The organism is Nocardia sp. SYP-A9097 (genome assembly GCF_009649815.1).
Taxonomy (GTDB): Bacteria; Actinomycetota; Actinomycetes; order Mycobacteriales; family Mycobacteriaceae; genus Nocardia.
The window spans coordinates 160,011-182,774 of sequence record NZ_WJIC01000004.1; the positions used below are offsets into that span (position 1 = coordinate 160,011).

Annotated in this window: 19 protein-coding genes; 15 read left to right on the forward strand and 4 right to left on the reverse strand. The window is 66.4% G+C overall.

Annotated features, from left to right (window positions below; all coding sequences use genetic code 11):
- The first annotated feature begins 15 nt into the window (after positions 1-15).
- The 8 genes from GFY24_RS10825 to GFY24_RS10860 all read left to right on the forward strand — a co-directional run bounded on the left by GFY24_RS10825 (position 16) and on the right by GFY24_RS10860 (position 9,347).
- A complete protein-coding gene (locus GFY24_RS10825) occupies positions 16-1,047 on the forward strand; it encodes a hypothetical protein (protein ID WP_153804877.1) in 1,032 nt (343 codons plus the stop codon).
- Positions 1,048-1,073: 26 nt separating this feature from the next.
- On the forward strand, positions 1,074-2,342 hold the full coding sequence (locus GFY24_RS10830) for an FAD-dependent oxidoreductase (RefSeq protein WP_153804878.1): 1,269 nt from the start codon (positions 1,074-1,076) through the stop codon (positions 2,340-2,342).
- Positions 2,343-2,418: 76 nt separating this feature from the next.
- Positions 2,419-3,807 carry an MFS transporter gene (locus GFY24_RS10835; RefSeq protein WP_153804879.1) on the forward strand — a complete coding sequence of 463 codons (1,389 nt, stop codon included), beginning with the start codon at positions 2,419-2,421 and terminating at the stop codon, positions 3,805-3,807.
- A 7-nt stretch (positions 3,808-3,814) separates the two neighbouring features.
- Entirely contained in the window at positions 3,815-4,681 is an 867-nt protein-coding gene (locus GFY24_RS10840; RefSeq protein ID WP_153804880.1) for a xanthine dehydrogenase family protein subunit M, read from the forward strand.
- Positions 4,678-7,071: a xanthine dehydrogenase family protein molybdopterin-binding subunit gene (locus GFY24_RS10845; RefSeq protein ID WP_153804881.1), complete on the forward strand. Its 2,394-nt coding sequence runs from the start codon at positions 4,678-4,680 to the stop codon at positions 7,069-7,071. The genes GFY24_RS10840 and GFY24_RS10845 overlap by 4 nt, the downstream gene beginning before the upstream one ends.
- Positions 7,068-7,568, forward strand: coding sequence for a (2Fe-2S)-binding protein (locus GFY24_RS10850; protein ID WP_153804882.1), 501 nt, complete (start codon positions 7,068-7,070; stop codon positions 7,566-7,568). Before GFY24_RS10845 ends, GFY24_RS10850 begins: the two co-directional genes overlap by 4 nt.
- The gene (locus GFY24_RS10855) at positions 7,565-8,242 is read left to right on the forward strand and encodes an SRPBCC family protein (RefSeq protein ID WP_309230712.1); all 678 of its coding nucleotides are present in this window, start codon (positions 7,565-7,567) and stop codon (positions 8,240-8,242) included. The genes GFY24_RS10850 and GFY24_RS10855 overlap by 4 nt, the downstream gene beginning before the upstream one ends.
- 7 nt (positions 8,243-8,249) lie before the next feature.
- Positions 8,250-9,347: an XdhC family protein gene (locus tag GFY24_RS10860; protein ID WP_153804883.1), complete on the forward strand. Its 1,098-nt coding sequence runs from the start codon at positions 8,250-8,252 to the stop codon at positions 9,345-9,347.
- A 33-nt stretch (positions 9,348-9,380) separates the two neighbouring features.
- Here GFY24_RS10860 and GFY24_RS10865 read toward each other — a convergent pair whose 3' ends face one another.
- Together GFY24_RS10865 and GFY24_RS10870 are read right to left on the reverse strand one after the other, a co-directional pair.
- Positions 9,381-9,812: an SRPBCC family protein gene (locus GFY24_RS10865; protein ID WP_309230713.1), complete on the reverse strand. Its 432-nt coding sequence runs from the start codon at positions 9,810-9,812 to the stop codon at positions 9,381-9,383.
- A 476-nt stretch (positions 9,813-10,288) separates the two neighbouring features.
- Complete coding sequence (locus tag GFY24_RS10870) at positions 10,289-12,607, reverse strand: bifunctional serine/threonine-protein kinase/ABC transporter substrate-binding protein (protein WP_153804884.1); 2,319 nt, start codon at positions 12,605-12,607, stop codon at positions 10,289-10,291.
- Positions 12,608-12,739: 132 nt separating this feature from the next.
- Between GFY24_RS10870 and GFY24_RS10875 the strand changes: the two genes are divergently transcribed.
- The 5 genes from GFY24_RS10875 to GFY24_RS10895 all read left to right on the forward strand — a co-directional run bounded on the left by GFY24_RS10875 (position 12,740) and on the right by GFY24_RS10895 (position 19,045).
- Entirely contained in the window at positions 12,740-14,281 is a 1,542-nt protein-coding gene (locus GFY24_RS10875) for a hypothetical protein (RefSeq protein WP_153804885.1), read from the forward strand.
- Between the two features lie 48 nt (positions 14,282-14,329).
- On the forward strand, positions 14,330-15,637 hold the full coding sequence (locus GFY24_RS10880; protein ID WP_153804886.1) for a transcriptional regulator: 1,308 nt from the start codon (positions 14,330-14,332) through the stop codon (positions 15,635-15,637).
- Positions 15,638-15,728: 91 nt separating this feature from the next.
- The gene (adh, locus tag GFY24_RS10885; protein ID WP_153804887.1) at positions 15,729-17,252 is read left to right on the forward strand and encodes an aldehyde dehydrogenase; all 1,524 of its coding nucleotides are present in this window, start codon (positions 15,729-15,731) and stop codon (positions 17,250-17,252) included.
- A complete protein-coding gene (locus tag GFY24_RS10890) occupies positions 17,249-17,788 on the forward strand; it encodes a DUF779 domain-containing protein (RefSeq protein WP_153804888.1) in 540 nt (179 codons plus the stop codon). The genes adh and GFY24_RS10890 overlap by 4 nt, the downstream gene beginning before the upstream one ends.
- Positions 17,789-17,908: 120 nt before the next feature.
- Entirely contained in the window at positions 17,909-19,045 is a 1,137-nt protein-coding gene (locus GFY24_RS10895) for an AI-2E family transporter (RefSeq protein ID WP_153805173.1), read from the forward strand.
- Here GFY24_RS10895 and GFY24_RS10900 read toward each other — a convergent pair.
- Together GFY24_RS10900 and GFY24_RS41065 are read right to left on the reverse strand one after the other, a co-directional pair.
- Positions 18,974-20,011, reverse strand: a complete 1,038-nt coding sequence (locus GFY24_RS10900) for a LacI family DNA-binding transcriptional regulator (RefSeq protein ID WP_153804889.1) — start codon at positions 20,009-20,011, stop codon at positions 18,974-18,976. The genes GFY24_RS10895 and GFY24_RS10900 overlap by 72 nt on opposite strands.
- On the reverse strand, positions 20,008-20,220 hold the full coding sequence (locus GFY24_RS41065) for a hypothetical protein (RefSeq protein ID WP_194852841.1): 213 nt from the start codon (positions 20,218-20,220) through the stop codon (positions 20,008-20,010). The genes GFY24_RS10900 and GFY24_RS41065 overlap by 4 nt, the downstream gene beginning before the upstream one ends.
- 7 nt (positions 20,221-20,227) lie before the next feature.
- Here GFY24_RS41065 and GFY24_RS10905 point away from each other — a divergent pair, with 7 nt between their 5' ends.
- Both GFY24_RS10905 and GFY24_RS10910 read left to right on the forward strand, forming a co-directional pair.
- Positions 20,228-21,814, forward strand: coding sequence for an ABC transporter substrate-binding protein (locus GFY24_RS10905; protein WP_309230714.1), 1,587 nt, complete (start codon positions 20,228-20,230; stop codon positions 21,812-21,814).
- Positions 21,811-22,761 (forward strand): ABC transporter permease, encoded by a 951-nt coding sequence (locus tag GFY24_RS10910; RefSeq protein ID WP_153804891.1) that lies wholly within the window; start codon positions 21,811-21,813, stop codon positions 22,759-22,761. Before GFY24_RS10905 ends, GFY24_RS10910 begins: the two co-directional genes overlap by 4 nt.
- Positions 22,762-22,764 lie beyond the last annotated feature (3 nt).

Consider the following 22,764-nt stretch of genomic DNA (forward strand, 5'->3'; position numbering starts at 1 on the left):
CCTTGGAGTGAAACGATGTTCGATCTCAGATCCGCCGATCTGCTGTCCGCCTTCACCCGCCAGCTGGAACTGTGCAAACTCCAGCCCGGCGAGCATGTGGTGGTGCTGTCGGAGCCGGGCAGCCGCGGCGACTATGTGGCCGCCGCCTTCGCCGCCGCCCGCTCGCTCGGCGCGCACACCCTCTCGGTCACCGCGGCGGGCGGTAGTCCCGCGCCGATGCCGAGTACGCACACCGGTGCGGGCCCCGGACTCACCTCCGTGCTCGCCGACGAAGTCGCCCAGAACATGCTCAAGTCAGCCGATCTCGTGGTCGACCTGACCCGCGAGGGCTTCATCCACGCCCCCGTCCAGCAGGAGATCCTGGCCACCGGCACCCGCATCATCTTCATCTGCGATGCCCCCGAGGTGCTCATCCGCAATCTGCCCACCGAGGGCGACAAGGACCGGGTGCTGGCCGCCGTGCAGACCCTGCGCGCCGCCCAGACCATGCACGTAACCTCCCCTGCCGGAACGGATCTCACCGTCGAACTGACCGGCTCGCAGCCGGAGTTCCAGGTCGGTTTCGCCGATGACAAGGGCCGCTGGGACCACTGGCCCTCCACCATGGTGCTGTGCTGGCCGCAGCAGTCCGAAGGCCGAATCGTGTTGGAGGAGGGCGATATTCTGCTGCCCTTCAAGGAGTACGTGCGCGGGCGCACCACCCTGCAGGTCAGCGGCGGGCAGATCACCGATGTCAGCGGAGGCGCGGACGCGCGCATGCTGGATCAGTTCTTCACCGATTCGCATGACAAGTGGGCGCGCTACCTCTCGCATATGGGCTGGGGCCTGATGAAGACCGCCGACTGGTTCGCCACCGCCATGTACGGCAAGGACGAAATCATGGGCATGGACGCCCGCGCCTTCGCCGGCAACTTCCTCTGGTCCACCGGACCGCATCCGGTGCTGGGGCGCGACTCCTACGCCCACCTGGACATCGCGCAGCGCGGCTGCACCATCACCGTCGACGGTGTCGCGGTGGTGTCCGACGGCACCCTCGTCGAGCAATAGTCCAGCGCGAGAAGGAGATTCCCATCATGGCACCGAGCCAATCCTTCGAAGTCCTGATCGTCGGCGGCGGTCTGGGCGGGCTGACCGCGGCGCTGGCGCTGCGTCGCCGTGGACTTCGAGTCACCGTGCTGGAAGCCGCCCCCACACTGGGTGAGGTCGGCGCGGGTATTCAGACCGCACCCAATGCCAGCCGCATTCTCATGGGTATGGGACTGCGCGAGCAGTTGACGGCTATTCGCACCGAACCCCTCGACCAGGTGCGGCGGCGCTGGCAGGACGGTTCGGTCATCGCGTTGACCGCGCTGGGGCAGCGCTGCAAAGACACTTACGGCGCTCCCTACTGGCACTACCATCGCGCGGATCTGCATGGGGTACTGCTGAATGCGTGCCTGGACCCGGCCCAGCCGGGGCCGCTGGTCACCATTCACACCGACAGTCGCGTCGTCGATGTCGACCGGACCGATCCGGCTCGACCGGTCGTGGTCACCGCGGCGGGCGTGCGCCATGAAGCCGATGTGGTGGTCGGCGCGGACGGCGTGCATTCGCGGGTCCGCGAGGCGACCGGATTCACCGAGAATCTCGTCTACTCCGGCGATATGGCTTACCGCGCACTGATTCCCGGCGAACGCATCGCCAAGGATCCGGCGACGCGCTTCCTGTTCGACCGCTATCAGTCCACCATTTGGTACGGGCCCGAAAAGCATTTGGTGCACTACCTGATTCGCGGCGGCGAATACCTGAACGTGGTGGCCTTGGTGCCCGGCACCGAGGCGATCCGCACCGGCGGTCCCACCACCGCCACCGCTCGGCAGCTCGCCGCGGAGTACCTGGACTGGGACGATCGCGTCGCGGCCATGCTGTCCAAGGCCAATGACGATGTGCTGCTGCAATCGCTGTATTACCGCACCCGCGACCCGATTTGGGTCGACGGCCATGTGGCGCTGCTCGGCGATGCCTGCCACGCCATGCTGCCGTATCAGGCGCAGGGTGCGTCCCAGGCTATGGAGGATGCCGCGGTTCTGGCGGAGGAGCTCGGCGGTGTCACCCGCGCCCGCATCGAGGACGCGCTGGTCCGCTACGCGGCCCGCCGCAGTAAGCACGCGGGCATGGTGCAGGACGCCTCGCTCGCGAATATGAGCCTCTATCACCTGCCCGACGGTCCCGAACAAGTCGAACGGGACCGCAAGCTCCGTGATTTCACCGGTGAATCCATCGTCTCCTACGACTGGCTGTGGAGCGGAACCCCACTCACCGATCCCGATAACGAACGCTTCGACTACTCGTTCGCCAAATAGGCCCTTCGTCGCCCGAAGCCAGCGCCGATTCTCCGGCGTACCTTCACCAATTTCTTTCCTGATTCGGAGACTCGCCATGAAAACCGGCGAACAGATCGTCCAATCCTTACCGTGGAAATGGTCCGTACAGGGCCGGATCTTCATTATCGGCGGCCTCGGCTACATGTTCGATGCCTGGGATGTCGTCCTCAACGGCTATCTCACCCCGCTGGTCGGCGGATTCTGGCACCTCGATGCCGGCGGTAAGGGGCTCGTCGCCACTGCCAACCTCATCGGTATGGCGTTCGGTTCGGTGGTATGGGGCACGGTGGCGGATCGGCTGGGTCGCAAGAAGGCATTCAGCCTCACCATGCTGATCTTCGCGGTGTTCTCGGTGCTCGGCGCGTTCGCACCGAGCTTCGGCATCTTCCTGGTGCTACGCGCGCTCGCCGGATTCGGTCTGGGCGGTTGTATCCCGGTGGATTACGCGATTGTCAGCGAATTCTCGCCCGCCAAGAATCGCGGCCGAATTCTGGCCGCCATGGATGTCTGGTGGCCGATCGGCGGCACCATCTGCGGTCTGGTCGCGACGCTGCTGGTGCCGATTCACGCCGATGAGCGGTGGCGCTGGATGCTGGTCTTCATGGTGCTGCCCGCGCTACTGCTGTTCTGGGTGCGCCGCGGGGTGCCGGAATCCCCGATGTTCCTGGCGCGGGTCGGCAAGGAGACCGAGGCCCGCGTTGTCATCGACGATCTGGTGGCTCGTACCGGCGCACCGGCGGAAGAGTATGTGATCGTCGCCCAGCAGCAGACCGAGAAGCTCTCCGCCACTGCGGCTTTCGTGCAGCTGAAGGCGGTGTGGAGTTACGCTCCGCGCATTACCGCGACCGCGTGGGCGCTGTTCATGACCATCATGCTGCTGTACTACGCCGCGCTCACCTGGATGCCGTCCATCCTGCGTAAGCAGGGCTACGGCGATTACGCGGCCTTCGCCGGAACAACGCTCATGACCGGCGTCGGCATCCTGGGTGTGCTGTTGTCGGCGTGGCTGTGCGAAAAGTACGGGCGCAAATGGGTTATCGGACTCTCGGGTCCGGCCGCCGGTATCACCCTGGTGCTCTTCGCCGTACTGCTGGATACCAAGGGCGCGGCGCTGTTCTGGCTGGCGGTGTTCGGGTTCCTCATCCAGCTCACCATTCCCGTGCTCTACGCCTACGTGTCCGAGCTGTACCCGACCAGCCTGCGCGCCAGCGGTTTCGGCTGGGCGTCCGCGGCCAGCCGGGTGACCACCGGCTTCGGCCCGCTCATCTTCGGCACCGTGCTGTGGCCCACCTTCGGACTGCCGGCCACCTTCGCCATTGTGGGCGTCGCGGTCACCGCCGCCGTGCTGTGGATGAGCGTCGGCGCACCCGAGACCAAGGGCCGTGAACTCGACGAGACCGTATCCGCCGGACCGGCAGTGCTGCCGAATCCGGTGCAGGGATAGGAGATTCATGAAGTCCGCCCCGTTCACCTACCATCGAGCGCATTCGGTCGCCGACGCCGCGGCGCTGCTGACCGAGCTCGGCGAGGACGCGAAGTTGATCGCGGGCGGGCAATCCCTGGTCGCCATGATGAACTTCCGGCTCGCGCGGCCCGCGTACCTGGTCGACATCGGCGGCCTCACCGGGCTGCGGTATCTGGAACGCGATCAGGATCGGCTGCGTATCGGTGCGCTCACCACGCACCACCAGGTCGAGATTGATTCCGGTACAGCGCTTTCCGGCGGTTTCGGGATTCTGCGTGACACCATGCCGTGGATCGGTCATCTGCCGATCCGCACCCGCGGCACCGTCGGCGGCAGTATCGCGCACGCCGACGCCACCGCCGAATGGTGCCTGCTGGCAATACTTCTCGATGCGAACATCGTTGCCGAGTCGGTGCGTGGCAGGCGCGCCATCCCGGCCGCCGAGTTCTTCTTCGGCTTCTACACCACCGCGCTGGAACCCGATGAACTGATTGTCGAGCTGGAGTTCCCGCATGCGGCATCGCATGCGGCCGTCACCGAATATGCCCAGCGGCATGGGGATTTCGCGGTGCTCGCGGTCGCTGCCGACCTGGATATGGCCGATGCCGCGGTGACCGGCGGCAGGCTTGTCGTGGCCGGTCTCGGCCCGGTGCCGGTGCGGGTGCCCGCCGCCGAAGCGGTGCTGACGGCGGGATCGCCGATGACCCCGGAGCTGGCGCGCGAATGTGCCGAAAGCGCCGTCGCCGCACTCGAATTCGACAACGACGCCCCCGGCGGCGCGGAGTACCTGCGTGGTCTGGTGCGCACGCTGGTGCCGCGCGCGCTCACCGCCGCTGTGAAGGAGACACGATGACCGCACTTCCGGCCCCCGCGCACGCCCTGCACGGCGGCTCCTGGATCGGGCAATCCGTCCGCCGCCGGGAGGATCCGCGACTGCTCACCGGCACCGGCCGCTACCTCGACGACATCGCCGTACCCGGCATGCTGCACGCGGCATTCCTGCGGTCCACGGCCGCGGCGGGGACGGTGACTTTGCTCGACCTCGACGGTGCACGTGAAACTTCCGGAGTACGAGGGGTATTCGCCGCCGCCGACTTGAACCTCACCGGTATCACCGCCGAACTGGAGCGGCCACCGCACGAGTTCGTTCCCACCGAAATGCCCATACTGGCAAGCGATGTGGTGCGTTTCGCGGGGGAGCCGCTGGCCTTGGTGGTGGCCGAGGACGCCTATCTCGCCGAGGATGCGCTGGAGCGGATTCGCGTCGAATACCGCCCGGGCACAGCCATTACCGGAATCGAACAGGCGCTTGCTCCCGGCGCGCCCCTGGTCCACGCGGCGGCGGCGCACAACACCCTGGTCGATGTCTCGATGTTCGACACCGAGGGCGTGGACGACGCCTTCGCGACGGCCGCGACCGTGGTGCGGGTACGCACCAAGACCGGACGCCAGAATGCCCTGCCACTGGAAACCCGTGGCGCACTGGCCTATTGGGACGACCGTGACGAACAGCTGGTCATCCACACCTGCACCCAAGTGCCGCATCAGGTGCGGACTGTGGCCGCAGCGTGCCTCGGTATCGATGAACGCCAGGTCCGGGTGATCGTGCCGGATATGGGCGGCGGCTTCGGCATCAAATGCGTGGTGGGCCGCGAGGAGATCGCCGTCGCCGCAGCCGCTCTGCGTTTGCGCCGGCCGGTCAAGTGGATCGAGGACCGGCGCGAGGCGCTCACCGCGTCATTCCTGTCCCGTGAGCAGTCCTATGACGTGCGTGCGGCTTTCGACGCCGACGGCCGCATTCTCGCGTTGGACGCCGATGTGGTCTGCGATATGGGCGCGTACTCCTGCTACCCGTTCACCGCCGGTATCGAACCGCTCATGGCGTCGGCGGAAATGCCCGGTGTGTACCGGGTTCCGGAGTATCGGGTGCGCGGGCGGGCCATTACCTCGAACAAGGCGCCCACCGCGCCGTATCGCGGAGTCAGCCGCCCGCAGTACGTCATGGTGATGGAGCGCGTCATGGAGCGCGCCGCAAGGGAACTCGGGCTCGACGCGGTAGAGGTGCGCCGGCGCAATCTCATTACGGCGTTCCCGTATCGAGGCGTCAACAACATCACCTACGATCCGGGCTCCTATCTGGAATCGCTCAATCTGTGCGAGTCGACGCTGCGCGACGAGGGCTGGTTCGACCTGCGTGACACCGCGCGTGCGGAAGGCCGCTGGATCGGAATCGGCTTCTCCTGCTTCAGCGAACGCACCGGATACGGTTCGGCGGCCTTCGCGGCGCGCAAGATGGCGGTGGTGCCCGGATTCGATATCTCCGAGATCCGGATGGATGTCTCCGGGACGGTCGTCGTCACCACCGGCACCATGTCGCACGGGCAGAGCCACGAGACGACCATGGCGCAGATCGTGGCCGAACGGCTCGGTATCGACATTGCCCGGATCAAGATCGTGCAGGGTGATACCGACCGAATCCTCTACGGCTACGGCAGTTTCGCCAGCCGATCCATCACCATCGGTGGTAGTGCGGTCTCGCTGGCGGCGGTCAAACTCGGCGAGAAGCTGCTCGACCTCGGGGCGCACCTGCTCGAAACCGATCGCGAGAATGTGCGACTCGGTGACGGGCGGGTCGAGCGCATCGACGATCCCGGCACCGGGGTGACCTACGCGCAGATCGCGAATATCGCTTACCTGCAAGCACATCGGCTGCCCAAGGGCGTCGAACCGGGCTTGTCCGCCACCGCCGCCTTCGATACCGACGGCGACGGCACCTTCGCCAATGCCACCCACGGTGTGGTGGTCGAGCTGGAGCCCGGCACCGGGCACGTCCGCATTCTGCGGTACTTCTGCGTCGAGGATTGCGGGGTCGCCATCAATCCCCAAGTGGTGGAGGGACAATGCCGCGGCGGGATCGCGCAGGGTATCGCGGGCGCGCTGTTCGAGGAGGTCACCTATGACGCGGCCGGTCAGCCGCTGGTGGCCAGCTTCATCGACTACCGGGTACCGACCGCCTGCGAGATACCCGATATCGGCATCGCCCACCTCGAAACCCCTTGCCTGTTCACCGAGACCGGAGCCAAGGGTGTCGGAGAGGGCGGCACCATCGGTGCGCCCGCGGCCGTGCTGAATGCCGTCAACGACGCACTGCGACCCACCGGCGTGGAACTCGACGACACCCCTATTCACCTGTACACGGTGGCCGCCGCGCTCGCGGCCCCGCGGAAGGAGAACGCGCGATGACCGACCGGCTGCTCATCGAATTGACCGTCAACGGAACCGATTACGAGCTGATCGTGGAGCCGCGCCGCACCCTGGTGGATGCGCTGCGCCATGATCTGCGGCTCACCGGCACCCATGTCGGCTGCGAGCACGGCGTGTGCGGGGCGTGCACCGTACTGGTGGACGATCAACCCGTCCGCGCCTGCCTGATGTTCGCGGCGCAGGCCGAGGGCAAGCGGATTCGGACCGTCGAGTCGCTCGCCGATCCGGACGGCGGGCTGTCGGATCTGCAGACCGCCTTCGCCGAGAATCACGGATTGCAGTGCGGTTTCTGCACTCCCGGGTTCCTCATGCTCGGTGAGGCGCTACTGGCCGCCGAACCGGAGCCGGATCGCGAACGCATCCGGGAGACGGTCGCCGCCAACTACTGCCGGTGCACCGGCTATCAAACCATTGTCGACAGCATCGCCGCGTGCGCCGCCGCGCGCAGCGGCACCTGTGGAAAGGCTCAATCGTGAAGCTGGAGAACACCGTTCGTATCCCCGCCGCACCCGATGAGGTGTTCGCGCTCATCAATGATGTCGAGCGGGTGGTGACCTGTGTGCCCGGCGCGGCGCTGCTCGGTCGCGACGGTGACGCCTATCGTGGCGGAATCACGGTGAAGGTAGGGCCGATTCGCGCCGCCTACAGCGGGACGGTCGAATTCCTCACCGTCGATCCGGTCGAGCGGCGGCTGATCATGTCCGGTCGCGCGGCCGATGCCCACGGCAGTGGTGACGCGCAGGCTCACATCACCCTGGCGGTGGATCCGACGCCGGAGGGTTCGATTCTGCGGGTGGATACCGATCTGGTGCTCAGCGGGAAGATCGTCGCCTTCGGTAAGGGAGCGATCGTTGCGGTGTCGAACAAGATCATGGATCAGTTCGCGGTGAATCTCGCGGCCCAATTGGGCGGTGGGGGAGCGGATTCCGCTGTCGTGCGGCCGGTTGGTGCCGTCGCGGCCTCGGCTCCGGTCGGGGTGGCGTCCGCTTCGGTTGGCGTCGCCGCCGGGCCCGCGCCGAGCGATCAGGGCTTGGATGTCATGAGCCTGCTGCCGCCGGATGTGCGCCGCCGCGCCGGATACGGTGCAGCCTTCCTGTTCGGGGTGTTCGAGGGCTGGCTCATCAGCCGCGCCTTCCGCAAGAGCGCGTGAGGCTCGTATGAGCGCCCTGATCAGCCCCGATGCCGACCCGATAACCCTCGAATGGTTCACCGCGGGAAAGGCTTTCGCCCTCGCCACCGTTGTCGACACGCTCGGTAGCGCGCCCATGCCGGTGGGGTCGACCATGGCGGTCGGTCCCGACGGCAGCGCGCTGGGCAGCGTCTCGGGTGGCTGCGTCGAGGGCGCGGTGTACGAATCCGCCTGTGAGATACGTGATTCCGGGATTCCGCGGCTGGAGACCTTCGGCTACACCGACGCCGAAGGCTTCGCGGTCGGCCTGACCTGCGGTGGCACCGTGACGGTTCTGGTCCAGCGCATCGACCGCGATACCTTCCCGGACTACGACCTCCTGCTCCGCAAGGCCGCACAGGACCGCGCGGTGGCCTGGGCAACGGCCCTCCCCGGCCACCCGGAATCCGCTGCCGCACAACTGATCCGCACTCCCGACAGTCCGCCCCCCGACGCCCTCCCGCCGTTCGAAGGGGCCGTCGCCCGTGTCGTGGACACCATGCTGTCGGTCGGCGTGACCGGCACTCGCACCCTTCCCGGCGCGACCCCGGCCCGCCTGTTCGTCCGTTCCCTCACTCCCGCACCCAAACTCGTCATAATCGGCGCCACCGCCCACGCGGCAGCCCTGTCGCGGTTGGGTCGCTGCCTCGGTATGCATGTCACCGTCTGCGATCCGCGCCCCGTTTTCGCCACTCCCCAGCGCTTTCCCGACGCCCACGAGGTGGTTCGCACCTGGCCGCACCACTATCTGTCCGAGACTCGGCTCGATGCCGCCACCGCCGTCTGCGTGCTGACCCATGACACGAAGGTCGACGTCCCCGCCCTTATGGCGGCCTTCGACACCCCCGCCGGATACATCGGAGCCATGGGCAGTCTCACCACCCACCACGACCGCCTGCGCCGCCTCCGCGCCGCCGGCGCCACTCCCAGGCAAATCGCTCGCCTGCATTCCCCCATCGGACTCGACCTCGGCGCCAGATCGCCACAGGACATCGCCCTGTCGATCCTCGCCGAGATCGTGTCATCCCGCACCGGCGCATCCGGCACCCCACTCACCCGCTCGGCATACCAATCAGCCGCACGGTGAAACCCCGCCGACCCGAATGCTTTTGATCGAACTTCAGCCGTAGAGCTGTACAAAGCGGTCGAGGGAGCGTTCGACATCGCCGCGCAGGGCGCGAGCCACGGCCGAGCCGATGGGGCCGAACAGGGGTGCCCCGCCGAGTTCGAAATCGGCGGTGACCTTGGAGCCGGTGGTGCTCGGAGCGACGCGGAGTTCGATCCCGAATTTGGTGCCGCCGATGCCGGAGCCGTGCAGCACCAGGCGGTTCGGGGGTTCGGCGGTCTTCACCGTCCAGGTGACGCGATTGCGGAAACCTTTGACGGTGGCCACGCCGATGAGCCGGGTGCCCGGGGTGAGGTCCTCGGGAACGGGTCCCCGCCACCCCTCGTGCAGGGTCAGCCATTTGTCGAGTTCGGGCAGATCGGAAGCGTGCTTCCATGCCTGGTCGGGCGCGATCGGAACGTCTACGGAAACCTTGAGCTTGGCCACGCCGCGATGGTATCCGTTACGTTCTGTAGCGCTTAGACCGCGTGCCGATCTATTACAGCCGTGTAGGTTCGATCGCCGGCGGTGCCCCGCGCTCCTGTGCGAAGTCGGGACTCTCCTCCCAGCAATCCATGAGCAGCCGAGGCGTCGTGTGGTGCTTGACGTGGTCGGTATGCACCGTGGACGTGAAAATGGTCAAACTACTGATCGCGGTAGCGACACAAGCGCCCCCAGCGACCAGTGCCCAACCGACATTTCCACTCGCGGCGGCGGCCAAAGCCATCGCGCAGGTGCCGAACGAGACAAGTATCGACGTATACCCGAACCAGGCGGCAAAGCTATTCCGCCTGACCCAGCCTGGATTATGTGGCATCCACCCAGCATACCGCCGTGTGCCCCACGTCACACCCGAGAAGATCGACTTGATCACCCCGCCCTCTCAGGTCCCGGTGATCGTTTGTCCAGGTGTCTGCGGCGGGTCAGGAGAGGCGGTAGAGCCAGAGGGTGGGGGTGGTTGGTTCGCCGGTGGGGGTCCAGGCGTAGGTGTGGGCTATGCCGTCGCCGTGGTAGGTGTGCAGGTAGGTGCGTAGTGCTGGGCGGGTGGTGTGGCCGGAGACTATGCCGCGCAGGACTATTGCGGTGAGGTCGTAGGCTTCGGCGGCGTGGGCGGTGGGGGGTTGGCCGGTGGCGGTGCGGTAGTCGGTGATGAAGCGGTCGGTGGCAGGGCCGCAGGGGCAGGCGACGAGGGTGCCGGGGGCGGCGGCGCCTGCGGCGGTGCGGAGGTTCGGGTCGTAGCTGCCGTCGCTCAGGACGAAAGCCGCCGTGACACCGGCGGTTCGGAGCTTTGTCATGAGGGGTGCGGCGGATTTGGTGTAGCCGGAGTAGTAGACCGCGTCGGGGTGGGCCGCGGTGATGGTGGATACCGCTTGGCTCAGGTCACCCTCCGGATCGATGCGGACCTCGCACGCGGTGGCGGTGCCGAGGCTCGCGGTGACCGCGTCTGCGAGGGTGCTTTCGTAGCCGCCGCCATTGTCGCGGACCACGCAGACGTGCGAGTAGCCCGCGGTGTTCGTGAGATACCGGCCCAGGGCCGGACCTTGGAGGTTGTCGTTGGCCAGACCGCGGAAGAAGCCCGACCAACCTGATTGCGCCAGTACGGGATTCGTTGCACCGGGGGTCAGGAACGGTAGACCGGCGTCGTCGAGGGTGGGGCCCGCCGCTATCACCTCGCCGGAGAAGGTGGGGCCGATCACCGCGACAATGGAGTCGTCCGCCGCGATGCGTTGCGCGACCTGCGCCGCGGTCGCCTGATCGCTCGCCGTGTCGAACTCCCGCAGGGTTACCGGGCAGGCATTGTTCCCGCCCTGCACGAATTGGGAGACGGCCAGTCGTACGCTGCCGAGCACGGTGTGGCCCAGGTCGGCGCTCAGGCCCGAGAGCGGCAGGGCCGCCGCGATCGATACCGGTTTGCAGTACAGCCTGCCGTCGTTCGCGGGATCCAGTACCGAGGCGGGGAAGGGGATTCGCTTGCCGTCCTTGTCGATTCGAGCGAGCGGCACTACTCCGGGATAGATGGCAGCGGGAGCGGGGCCCCCGTTCACGGGAAGGTGCTCCGTATCCGACCATCCGGAATCGTGTGCCGCCCAGAAGATTCCGACGGCCGCCGCGATGGCGACGACCAGTCCACCCGCCCCGGCGGTGATCCAGCGGCGTCGCCGGGGACGGGCCGGTGTCACCGAATCAGCCTGGGGCAGCGGCATATCCGCTGGCGTGGCCTCAGCGCGAGCGGTCAGCAGCATCGTCGCGGGTCCTGCGGCATCCCCGCCATTTATTACCCCGGCCGATGGAGCGTTCATCAGCTCGGTCGATGCCGCCGGATCGCTCGGCGGCCGAGTCGCGCCGGTGACGCGCCGCACCGGATCGGTCGACACACCTGCGGGCAGCAGCAGCCGGACGGTGTCGTCGACAGCCGAAAGTGCCTGCGCCGCAGCATCGGAGAAGTCACGGCACGAGTCGTACCGCTGCTCGGGCCGCTTGGCTAGACCGCGCGCGAACACCTCATCCAGGTCGGCGGGCAGGTCCGGCCGGCGATCGGTCACCCTGGGCACCGGATGCTGCAGATGCCCCGCGATCACCCCCGCCGCGGTCGCCGCCTGATAGGGAGTCGAACCGGTCAGCAGCCGAAAGAACGTGCACGCCAACGAATACTGATCCGAACGCTGATCCAGCGGATCGCCCGACAGCTGTTCGGGCGAGGCATAGGCGAGTGTCGCCGCGAGTGTCCCGGTGCGCGTCAACTGCGCGGAATCGTCACGGAGGCGCCCGATACCGAAGTCCGTCAACAGGATTCGACGCTCATGCCCCGGTGTGGCGCGGGTGAGCAGAATATTGGCGGGTTTCACATCGCGGTGAATCACGCCCATCGAATGGGCGTAGTCCAGGGCCTTCGCGGTCTCGGCCACAATCTGCACCACATCGCCGGGCCCGAGCGTGCGCGGATCCAGCGCCGCCGCATCACCACCGTCGACATACTGCATGGCGATCCACAGCCGATCGTCCTCGACGCCGCGATCGTGCACGGTCACGATATTCGGATGATCCAGCCGGGCAACGAGTTCGGCCTCCCGCTCGAACCGGGCGCGGGTCTGCGGCTCGGCCGCCAACTCCCGGGCCAGCACTTTCACCGCGACCAGTCGCGGCAGGCGGGGATGCCGGGCCAGATACACCTGCCCCATCCCGCCCTCACCGAGTCGTCGCTCGATCAAATATCCCGCGAATTCCTCGCCCGCACGCACCATTCGGCCCCTCGCACCGCAAAATCTCTCGAACTCTACCGCTTCGTCGCGCCGGGTGGATGTCCGAACTACCGGACGCGAGGGTTGTAGGGTGCTGCGGATGTCGGCTGTGGTGTGCGTGGATCGTTGGTGTTGATGGTGGCCTCGTGCCTGGTGACGGGCGCGCAGAGCGCCGCGGCGGAACCGGGTTCGCAGCCGCTGGGGTGTGTGCCCGCTATCGGGTCGCCGCAACTCATTCCGCCGCTGCCCGGGCTGTTTCTGCCGCTACCGAGCGTGCGCGGAGTCTCGGAGTTCGACGATCTGGCTACGGCGCCGGCGGACCTGGAGTTCCCGCCGAGCATCGAATTCCGGGACAACACAAAGGGATTCAATGACTTCGTCGAGGTGGTGCTGCGGCGCGGGTCGCTGTACGCCCGGCCACGGAACTCGAATGCGGTGTGGCGCAAGGTCGTAACGCCCGGCTGTCTGGACGGCGGCATCGTGGCTACCTCGGTGAACGCCAATATGCTGGTGGCGATCGACCGGAAGGGCTGGATCTACTCGATGGACAATCTGCTCTCCGGTCCGATGCTGTGGAATTGGACGCGCTCATACGGCGGGCCGATCTGGCTATGGCCGGGCTTCACGATTCCCGATGGCGGCTCCGATCAGGTGTCCTCCAGCAAGTGGGCGCTGAGCCACCGCACATCATCGAGTTTCGTTGACGCGCAGGGCAATACGCACCCGCTGACCGCCGGATTGGTCGAGATCGTCAGCCTCACCGGCGACGGCTCGCGGATCACCTACCAGGACCCTTGGCTACCCGCGGACCTCAGCTATGAGATCGGTGGCCCCGAACAAGGCCGTTTCATCTCCGAATCACTCTCGGTCTCGGGCTCGGTGACGGTCGTGATGAACCGCTACGGCGATATGTACACCCGCAAATACGATCTGGACCTGGCGGGCTCGAACCACATCCCCGAGCGCTACACCTGGCAGCCGCAGGGCCCGGCCGCGCAAGCGCCCAATCAGCTGGTGGAACGTTTCGACTCGCAGTACGCGGCGGTCTCACTACCCGCCGAGGATTGGCGCAAGCAGCCGAAGATCCCCGGCGAGATCACCTCTCGACTGTCAATCCAGGACACCGGCCCGGCCGTCGAGGACCGCGAACTACGAGTCGAAGGCCGCAGGGACGGCCGGACCGGCTACTGGCACAAGGGTTTGGCCGACCAGGTCTGGCAGTTCTCCGCCACCGATGAGCCGCTCGCACAACCGGTGCTGACCGGGAACTCCGCCCGCGACCAATCGCGCGCGAACCTGGCTCCGGAAAGCCCACTCACCTATCGGGGTGGACTCCCCGCCGACTGGACCCTGCGCGTCGAGCACTTCGATTGGGCGCAAACCAAACACGACGTCGAACTCGTCTCCCCGACGGGCCGCGCCTACCCGGTTCAGCTGTACACCACCGATGGGCTGCGACTGCTGCCACGCGCCGCCGGACTCGACAACAACCCGCGCGGTCTCGAGGGAGCCCTGGATCTCCGCTCGGCCGAACCCTGGCTCCCGGAGAAAGCCGAACTCGCGGCCTTCATGAGCCGGCACCTGAACGGGCAGCAGGTCTATGAGGTGACGGTGCATGCCACCGAATCCCAGCTCGTCATCGATCCACTCGGCAGCATCCTGAACCGAACAGACTGACCGTCACGCGGCGTTACAGTGGTAGTCGGGGGAACGTAAGGACACCGATTGAGCACTGTCGCGCAGGGCAGCCCATGGGTTGCGGTCCGGCCGGACGATGACGTCGCACGGCTGGCGGAGCGGGTTTCGCTGGCGCACAGGTCATTTCTCGAGGGCGTGGATCGACTACCGGTGATCAGACCGGACGGCCGATCGGTGCGGGCGGTCGTGCTGGACTCCTGGCGGCGCAGTCGCAGCAGCGGCGTCGATCCGGACGGTTTCGGCGGGGCCGTCGACCTCGAGGGCCTGGAACTACAGCGCTATCGGGCCGCGCATCCGACCGCCTCGATTCGACCGGTGGTGCGCAAACTCCTGGTGGAGGATGCGGCCGAGGCCGGATTGCTGGTCGCGATCAGTGACGCGCGCGGTCGACTGCTGTGGGTGGAGGGCGATCCCAAGGTCAAGGATCGCGCCGTGGGGATGAATTTCGTGGAGGGGTCGGATTGGAGTGAGGAACGGGTCGGCACCAATGCGCCGGGGACCGCGCTGGCCCTCGACCACTCGGTGCAGATCTTCGGCGCCGAGCATTTCAGCCGGGCCGTGCACGAGTTCAGCTGTACCGCCGCGCCGGTGCATGATCCATTGAGCGGCAAGACCATTGGCGCCATCGATATCACCGGTGGACCGCGCGTGGCCGGGCCCGAGGTGCTGTCGCTGATTCGCGCGACGGTGCTGGCGGTGGAGTCGGAGCTGCGCCTCGGACTGCTCGGTGCGCATCCGCGGAACGATTCGGAGACAGCGCGTTTGCAGGTGCTCGGGCCGGAGCGGCCGGTACTGATCCGCGATGGTGAGCGAATTCGCCTGTCGCAGCGGCACTCCGAGATTCTGCTACTGCTGGCCGAACATCCGGAGGGTTTGAGCGCGGACCATCTGGCCATGCTCCTCGATGAATCCGAACTCGATCCGGTGACGGTGCGCGCGGAATTATCTCGGGTCCGAAAGCTGGTGGGTGCGAACGGTTTCGGCTCCCGCCCGTATCGCCTGCTGATGGATCTGGAGACCGATGTCACGCAGGTGCGGCGCGCGCTCGCCCGCGGTGATGCGGCGGCGGCACTGTGCGCGTATCCCGGGCCGATCCTGCCGCGCTCGCTCGCGCCGGGCATTGTCGAGCTGCGCGCCGAATTGCACGGCCGGTTGCGGGCGGCCCTGCTCGTTGCTGGTGATGGTCGTCTGCTCGCGCGCTGGACCAGTTCGGTCGACGGCCGCGACGATCTCGCCGCGTGGAGCGCGTATCTCGGTTCGCTGGACCGCAATTCTTCGATGTATGCCCAGGTGGAAGCCCAATTATCGCTACTGGACCGCAAACTGGGCATCTGACCGACTTCTTGCAACGGTGCTGCAACAACTATCCTCGTAGTGTTCCGGATCACACCTGGCCAGAAACCGTCAGCAGATCGAGGAGTATTCGATGACTGTCTTCGCCCGCCCCGGCACCCCCGATGCGGCCATGTCCTTCCAGTCCCGCTACGACAACTGGATCGGCGGCGAATGGGTCGCACCCGTCAAGGGGCAGTACTTCGAAAACCCGACACCCGTTACGGGACAGACCTTCTGCGAGATCGCCCGCGGCACCGCCGAGGATATCGAGCTCGCCCTCGATGCCGCGCACGCCGCCGCACCCGCGTGGGGCAAGACGTCTCCGGCCGAACGCGCGGTCATTCTCAATAAGATCGCCGACCGCATCGAGGAGAACCTCCCGGCCATCGCGCTCGCCGAAACCTGGGACAACGGCAAGCCGATCCGCGAGACCATGGCCGCGGATATCCCGCTCGCCGTCGACCACCTGCGCTACTTCGCGGGAGCCATTCGCGCACAAGAGGGTTCGCTCTCGGAGATCGACAGCAATACCGTCGCCTACCACTTTTATGAGCCGCTCGGCGTTGTGGGACAGATCATTCCGTGGAATTTCCCGATCCTGATGGCCATCTGGAAGCTCGCACCCGCGCTCGCCGCCGGAAACGCGGTGGTACTCAAGCCCGCCGAGCAGACTCCGGCGTCAATCCTGTTCCTGATGAGCATCATCGGCGATCTGCTGCCGCCCGGCGTGGTCAATATCGTCAACGGTTTCGGTGTCGAGGCGGGCAAGCCGCTGGCCTCCAGTCCGCGCATCAAGAAGATCGCCTTCACCGGTGAAACCACCACGGGCCGTTTGATAATGCAGTACGCCTCGCAGAATCTGATCCCGGTCACCCTCGAACTCGGCGGCAAGAGCCCGAACATCTTCTTCTCGGATGTGCTGGCCGCCAATGACGATTTCCAGGACAGCGCCCTGGAAGGCTTCACCATGTTCGCGCTCAATCAGGGCGAGGTCTGCACCTGTCCGTCGCGCGCGCTCATCCAGGCCGATATCTACGATGATTTCCTCAGCGCCGCCGTGGTGCGGACAAAGGCTGTGCGGCAAGGGGATCCGCTCGATTCCGAGACCATGATCGGCGCGCAGGCCAGCAATGATCAGCTGGAGAAGATCCTGTCCTACATCGAGATCGGCAAGGGTGAGGGTGCGACCCTGCTCACCGGCGGCGAACGCGCGGAGCTCGGCGGTGACCTCTCCGGCGGCTACTACGTGCAGCCGACCATCTTCACGGGCAGCAACTCCATGCGCATCTTCCAGGAGGAGATCTTCGGTCCCGTGGTGTCGGTGACCTCCTTCGCCGACTACGACGATGCCGTCAAGCTCGCCAACGACACCCTGTACGGGCTCGGCGCGGGCGTCTGGTCCCGCGACGGCTCGGTCGCCTATCGCGCCGGACGCGATATCCAGGCGGGCCGGGTCTGGACCAACACCTACCACCAGTACCCGGCGCACGCGGCCTTCGGCGGTTACAAGCAGTCCGGTATCGGCCGTGAGAACCACCGCATGATGCTCGACCACTACCAGCAGACCAAGAACCTCCTGGTCAGCTACGCGGGCAAGGCTCAAGGCTTCTTCTGATGCCCGCCCCCGCCCCTCGGCGGGTCCGTGCCACCGCGGCGGCGATGGATCTCCTCCGTCGCCTCCGCGCCACGCACGGCCCCCTCATGCTCCACCAATCCGGCGGCTGCTGCGACGGCTCCGCCCCCATGTGTTACCCCGCAGGCGAATTCGTCATAGGCGACCGAGATGTCCTTCTCGGCCTCCTGGACCTGCGCCTGCGCACCGGCGAGCACCCCACAACCCCCGCACCCTCGGAAGATATTGCGCCGGTATGGATCTCCGGCCCCCAATTCACCGCCTGGCAACACACCCAACTCGTCCTGGACGTAGTCCCGGGCCGCGGTTCAGGTTTCAGCCTCGAATCCCCGGAGGGCTACCGATTCCTGAGCCGCGGAAGAGTTTTCGCCTCCACCGAACTCGACATCCTGAGCACCACGGAAATCATCACCGGCGAAACCTACGACCAAGGAGCCCGCCCCACCCCTTCCCCCGAACCCCAAGTCGTAGCCGAAGCCGTGGACGCCTGCCCCGTCCCAGGTCGCGAAACGCGATAGACCCGCGTCGACATGCGGTGATGGCAGCGTAGGTGCCTGGATCACCTGGATTGTCATGCCAGACTGGGCGGCGTGAGCGAGCCAGTGATCGATGACGGGGTGCCTTCGGGGCCGGATGAATTGACCGCGCCTGCCGGTGCGAAGGATTCGGGTGCTGCCGACCGGGGTGTGGTTATCGGGCGGGGACTGATCTGGCTTGCCAAGTGGTCGTTGTGTTTGGTCGCGATTGCCGCGGGCGTTTGGGTGCTCGGGCTGGTGCTCGGGAAATTGTGGGTGGCGGTGCTGCCGGTGTTGTTGGCGCTGGTGGTGTCGACGGTGTTGTGGCCGCCGACCCGGTGGCTGGTTGCGCGCGGGTTCCCTGCTGCGGCTGCGGCTTCCATTACGACGGTGGGGTTGCTCGCGCTGTTGGTCGGGGTGATCGCGTTGATCGTGCCGTCGGTGGTGGATCAGGCGCCGGAGTTGGCGGATCGGGCCACCGAGGGGGTGCATAAGGTCCGGGATTGGTTGCATGGGCCGCCGTTGAATATCGGTGATGAGCAATTGAATTCGGCGGTGGACGCGATTGTGGGGAAGGTGCAGTCCAGTGCCGAGCGGATCGCTTCGGGAGTATTCGCCGGGGTGAGTTCGGCGACTTCGGCGATTGTCACGCTGTTTCTGGTGCTCATGCTGACGTTCTTCTTCGTCAAGGACGGGCCGCGATTGCTGCCCTGGCTGCATTCGCAGCTGGGTAGAAGCAGCGGCCGGCATGTGGAAGAGGTGCTGAACCGGGTGTGGGCCACGCTCGGCGGATTCATTCGCACTCAAGCCCTGGTGAGTCTCATCGACGCGGTGCTGATCGGTGGCGGCCTGGTGATCCTGCGCATTCCGCTGGCCGCCGTACTGACCGTGCTGACCTTCCTCGGCGGTTTCGTCCCGATCGTCGGCGCGTTCGTCGCCGGCGCGCTGGCCGTCCTGGTGGCCCTGGTGACCAAGGGTCTGACCAGCGCGCTCATCGTGCTGGCCATCATCGTGGTGGTGCAGCAGCTGGAAGGCAATGTGCTGCAACCGATTCTGCAGAGCCGCAGCATGCAACTGCACGCCGTGGTGGTGTTGCTGGCCATTACCGTCGGCAGCGCGCTGTACGGAATCGTCGGCGCGTTCCTGTCGGTTCCGGTGGTGGCGGTGGCCGCGGTGGTGCTGCGCTATCTAGGTGAGCAGGTCAACGCGCGCAGCACTCCGGAAGGAGGAGGCACGGACCTCGAGGTGGGCGTCGAATAGCTTGCCGGGCACGCCTTTTCGGCCCTCGATAATGTCGATGAGCAAATCCACGGAGGCTTCGGAGGTCTCCTTCGGCAGATAGCTGAGGGTGGAGAGCGGGGGATCGGTGTAGGCGGCGGAGGGGTCCTCGCTGGTGCAGACCAGGAGCAGGTCGTCCGGTGCGGTGCGGCCCGCGCGGCGGACCGCGTCCAGCAGCATCAAGGGGCTCACCTCGGCGAGGGTGAAGATCGCATCCGGGTGCATTGCGAGGGCCTCGTCGACGGGCAGGCGCACGCCGTCGGGGCCGGGGATGGTGACCATGGTGACCATCGGGTCCAGATGGTGCTCGGTGCACCAATCCCGGTAGGCGTGTTCGGATTCGGCGTTGTAGCTGGCGGTGGATCGCGCCGAGACCAGCACGATGCGTTGTGCGCCTTGGGATTTCAAATGGTCCAGCACGGTGCGCGTAGCGGCGCCGTAATCGAAGTCGACCCAGCGGCTCAGTGGGCCGGCCAGGTTGGCGAGAGCGCGGCGGTCACTGACCACCGGCACGCCGGCGGAGAGGAAGTCGGCCACCATGGGATCGCCATCCACCGGATCCACCACGCAGACCCCGTCAAGGGGCATATTCACCCAGTGGTCGCCGGGGGAGGTGGTGGGGAGTAGCACCACGCCGTAGCCGTGCGCCAGCGCGGTGCGGGTGCTTGCGGTGACCAGTTGCGAGAAGTAAGCCATATCGGTGTAGACCCACGAGGTCTCCACGTATTCGCGCGCGGCCAGACCGAGTAGCCGGGTATGCCCCGCGCGCAGCAGCCGCGCGGTGGCGTTGGGGCGGTAGCCCATCAGTCGCGCGGTCTCCCGCACATGGTCGCGGGTGGCGTCGGGTAATCGCCCCGAGCCGTTGAGTGCGTCCGAGACGGTGGTTTTGGAAACGCCGGCGGCACGGGCGACATCCACCAGTCGGACGCGGGGATCGGGCCTGCTCATAGCCCGATCATGGCATAGCCGAACTGTGTCGCGTTGTAAACCCTTTGTTTCCTCCGCAGAAACGTTTCTTCAAAGCACTTGTGCAGGAACGTTCCTTCATCTTGACTGCCCACCACCAGCAATGCAGATCGAATGATCTGGATCACATCAGCAAGAGGTGTCCCGATGCGTCCCGTCCCTTCGGTAAAAATCGCGAGCGCCGCCGTCATGGCGTTCGTGGCCTTCGCAGCCACGGCCTGTGGCGGTGCCACCACGTCCAGCGGAGGCGGCGGCCTGCCCTTCCAGATCACCGCGGGAACCCCCGCCGCCAAGGGCCCGGTCGACTCCGCGACCTGGTCTCTCTACGCCGAACCGCAGTCGCTCGACTACGCGTACGCCTTCGACTACCCGCCGAATACCGTGCTGTCCAATGTCTGTGACCAGCTGAACCGCATCACCCCGGACATGAAGGTCGAACCCGGCCTCGCGACCGCCGCGACCTCGCCGGATCCGCTGCGCTGGGTGTACACGATCCGCCCGGGCGTGAAATTCCACGACGGCACCGCGCTGACCGCCGACGATGTGGTCGCCAGCCTGCGTCGGCATATGGACCCGGCGGTGGGGTCCTACTGGGTCGCGGCCTACCAGAACGTCGCATCGATCGACAAGACCGGCCCGATGGAGGTCACGGTCCACCTGCGCAAGCCCGATCAGCTGTTCAACCAGGAGATGGGCACCTCGGCCGGCACCATCGAGAGCGCCGCGTTCCTGACCAAGGCGGGCGCCAACTACGGCACCCCGGACGGCGGCGTCAACTGCACCGGCCCGTACACGCTGGCAGGCTGGCAGAAGGGCCAGTCGATCAACCTGAAGAAGTTCGACGGGTATTGGGATTCCGCGCTGGCCCCGAAGACCGCCAACATGAAGATGGTCTTCATCCAGGATCCGGCCGCGCGGGTGAACGCCATGCTGTCGTCCGAGGTGGACGGCGGATATCTGCTGCCCTCGACGGGTTTCGACAAACTGAAGACCGCTTCGAACGGCACCCTGTTCTTCGGCCCGAGCACCACCGCGGTGAGCCTGATCCCCACCAATCTGCAGGGCACGCTGGGTGACGCACGGGTTCGCAAGGCGCTGTCGATGGCCCTTGACCGTTCGGGCATCATCTCGGCGGCGGTCGGCGGTTACGGCACTCCTGCCAAGGCCCCTGCCGCGATCGGCGCGTGGGGTCTGGCACCCGATGCCGCCAAGGACTACTACGCGCAACTGCCGGAGTTCACCCGCGATGTGGCCGGTGCCAAGGCACTGATCGAACAGGCCGGAGCCACCGGTAAGAAGGTGGTGATGGCGACCAGCACCATGTCGCCCGAGCTCGGTGTCATCGCCAATGCCGTCCAGTCGGCGGGCCACGATATCGGTCTGGATGTGCAGTTGCAGCCGATCGCGCCGGACGCCTACACCGCGCTGTTCGGTGATGCCTCCGCCCGCGCCGGAATCGATCTGATGACGACCTTCTGGTACGACTCGACCCCGGATCCGCTCGAGATTTACGGCATGTTGCAGACCGGAAACGCGCTCAACTACGGCAGCTACTCCAATCCGGATTACGACAAGCTGGTTGACCAGGCCGGGGCCACGGCCGATCCGGCCGCGCGCTGCGCCGTGACGTCGAAGCTGCAGCAGATCGCGGTCAACGACCTCGCCTGGATTCCGCTGTACGAGGCGCCCAACAATATGTTCCTGAGCAAGAAGCTGACCGGCGCGACCACGTCCATCGCGCAACTGCAGTACCCGTGGGCTGCGCAACTCGGCTCCGCGTCATGATTGTCGCCAAACGGATCGCGGGCTTGGTGGCGACGCTGTTCGCCGCCTCGTTCGCGGTATTCGCCTCGCTCTACCTGGCTCCGGGTGATCCGGTGACCTTCCTGATGCACGGCCATCCGGCGACGCCGGAGGCGGTGGCCTCGATTCGCGCCCAGTACCACCTCGATGATCCGTTCATCGTGCGGTACTTCGATTGGATCGGCGGCGTGTGCCGCGGCGATTTCGGCCGATCGGTGCAGTTCCGCCAGGACGTGAGCGATCTGCTGACCTCCCGAATGGCCACCACCGCGTGGCTGGTCGGGTACGCGACCCTGCTGATTGTGCTGGTGGGCTTGGTCTTCGGCGCTCTGGCCGCATTGCGGCCGGGCGCGGTCGACCGGGCCGTCATGACCATCACCGCGATCGCCACCGCCACACCGGCTTTCGTGGCGGCGGTAATCCTGGTGTCGGTATTCTCGGTCCAGCTCGGCTGGCTGCCCGCCTTCGGCGACGGTAGCGGGGCCGGATTGGGCGGGCGGATCAGCCATCTCACCCTGCCCGCGATCGCCTTGGCGTTCACCTTCGTCGGTCTGCTGGCGCGGGTGACGCGGGCGTCGATGCTGGCGGAGCTGGGGCGTGAGCATGTGGAGGTGGCGCGGTCCCGGGGTGTGCCCGAGGCGAGCGTTATCCGAAAGCATGTGCTGCGCAATGCCCTCGGCCCCATCACCACGGTCACCGGCACGGTGGTGGCCGGACTGCTGGTGAGCACCTCGATCGTGGAGACCGCGTTCGGTGTCTCCGGTATCGGCCAGTTGCTGGTGAGTTCGGTTGCGGTGAAGGACTTCCCGGTGGTGCAGGCGGTCTGTCTGCTCGTCGTGGCGGCCTTCGTGATCGTCAATCTGCTGGTGGATGTGCTGCTGCCGATTATCGATCCGCGCCTGGCACGAGTGAAAGTCGGTGCGGCATGACAA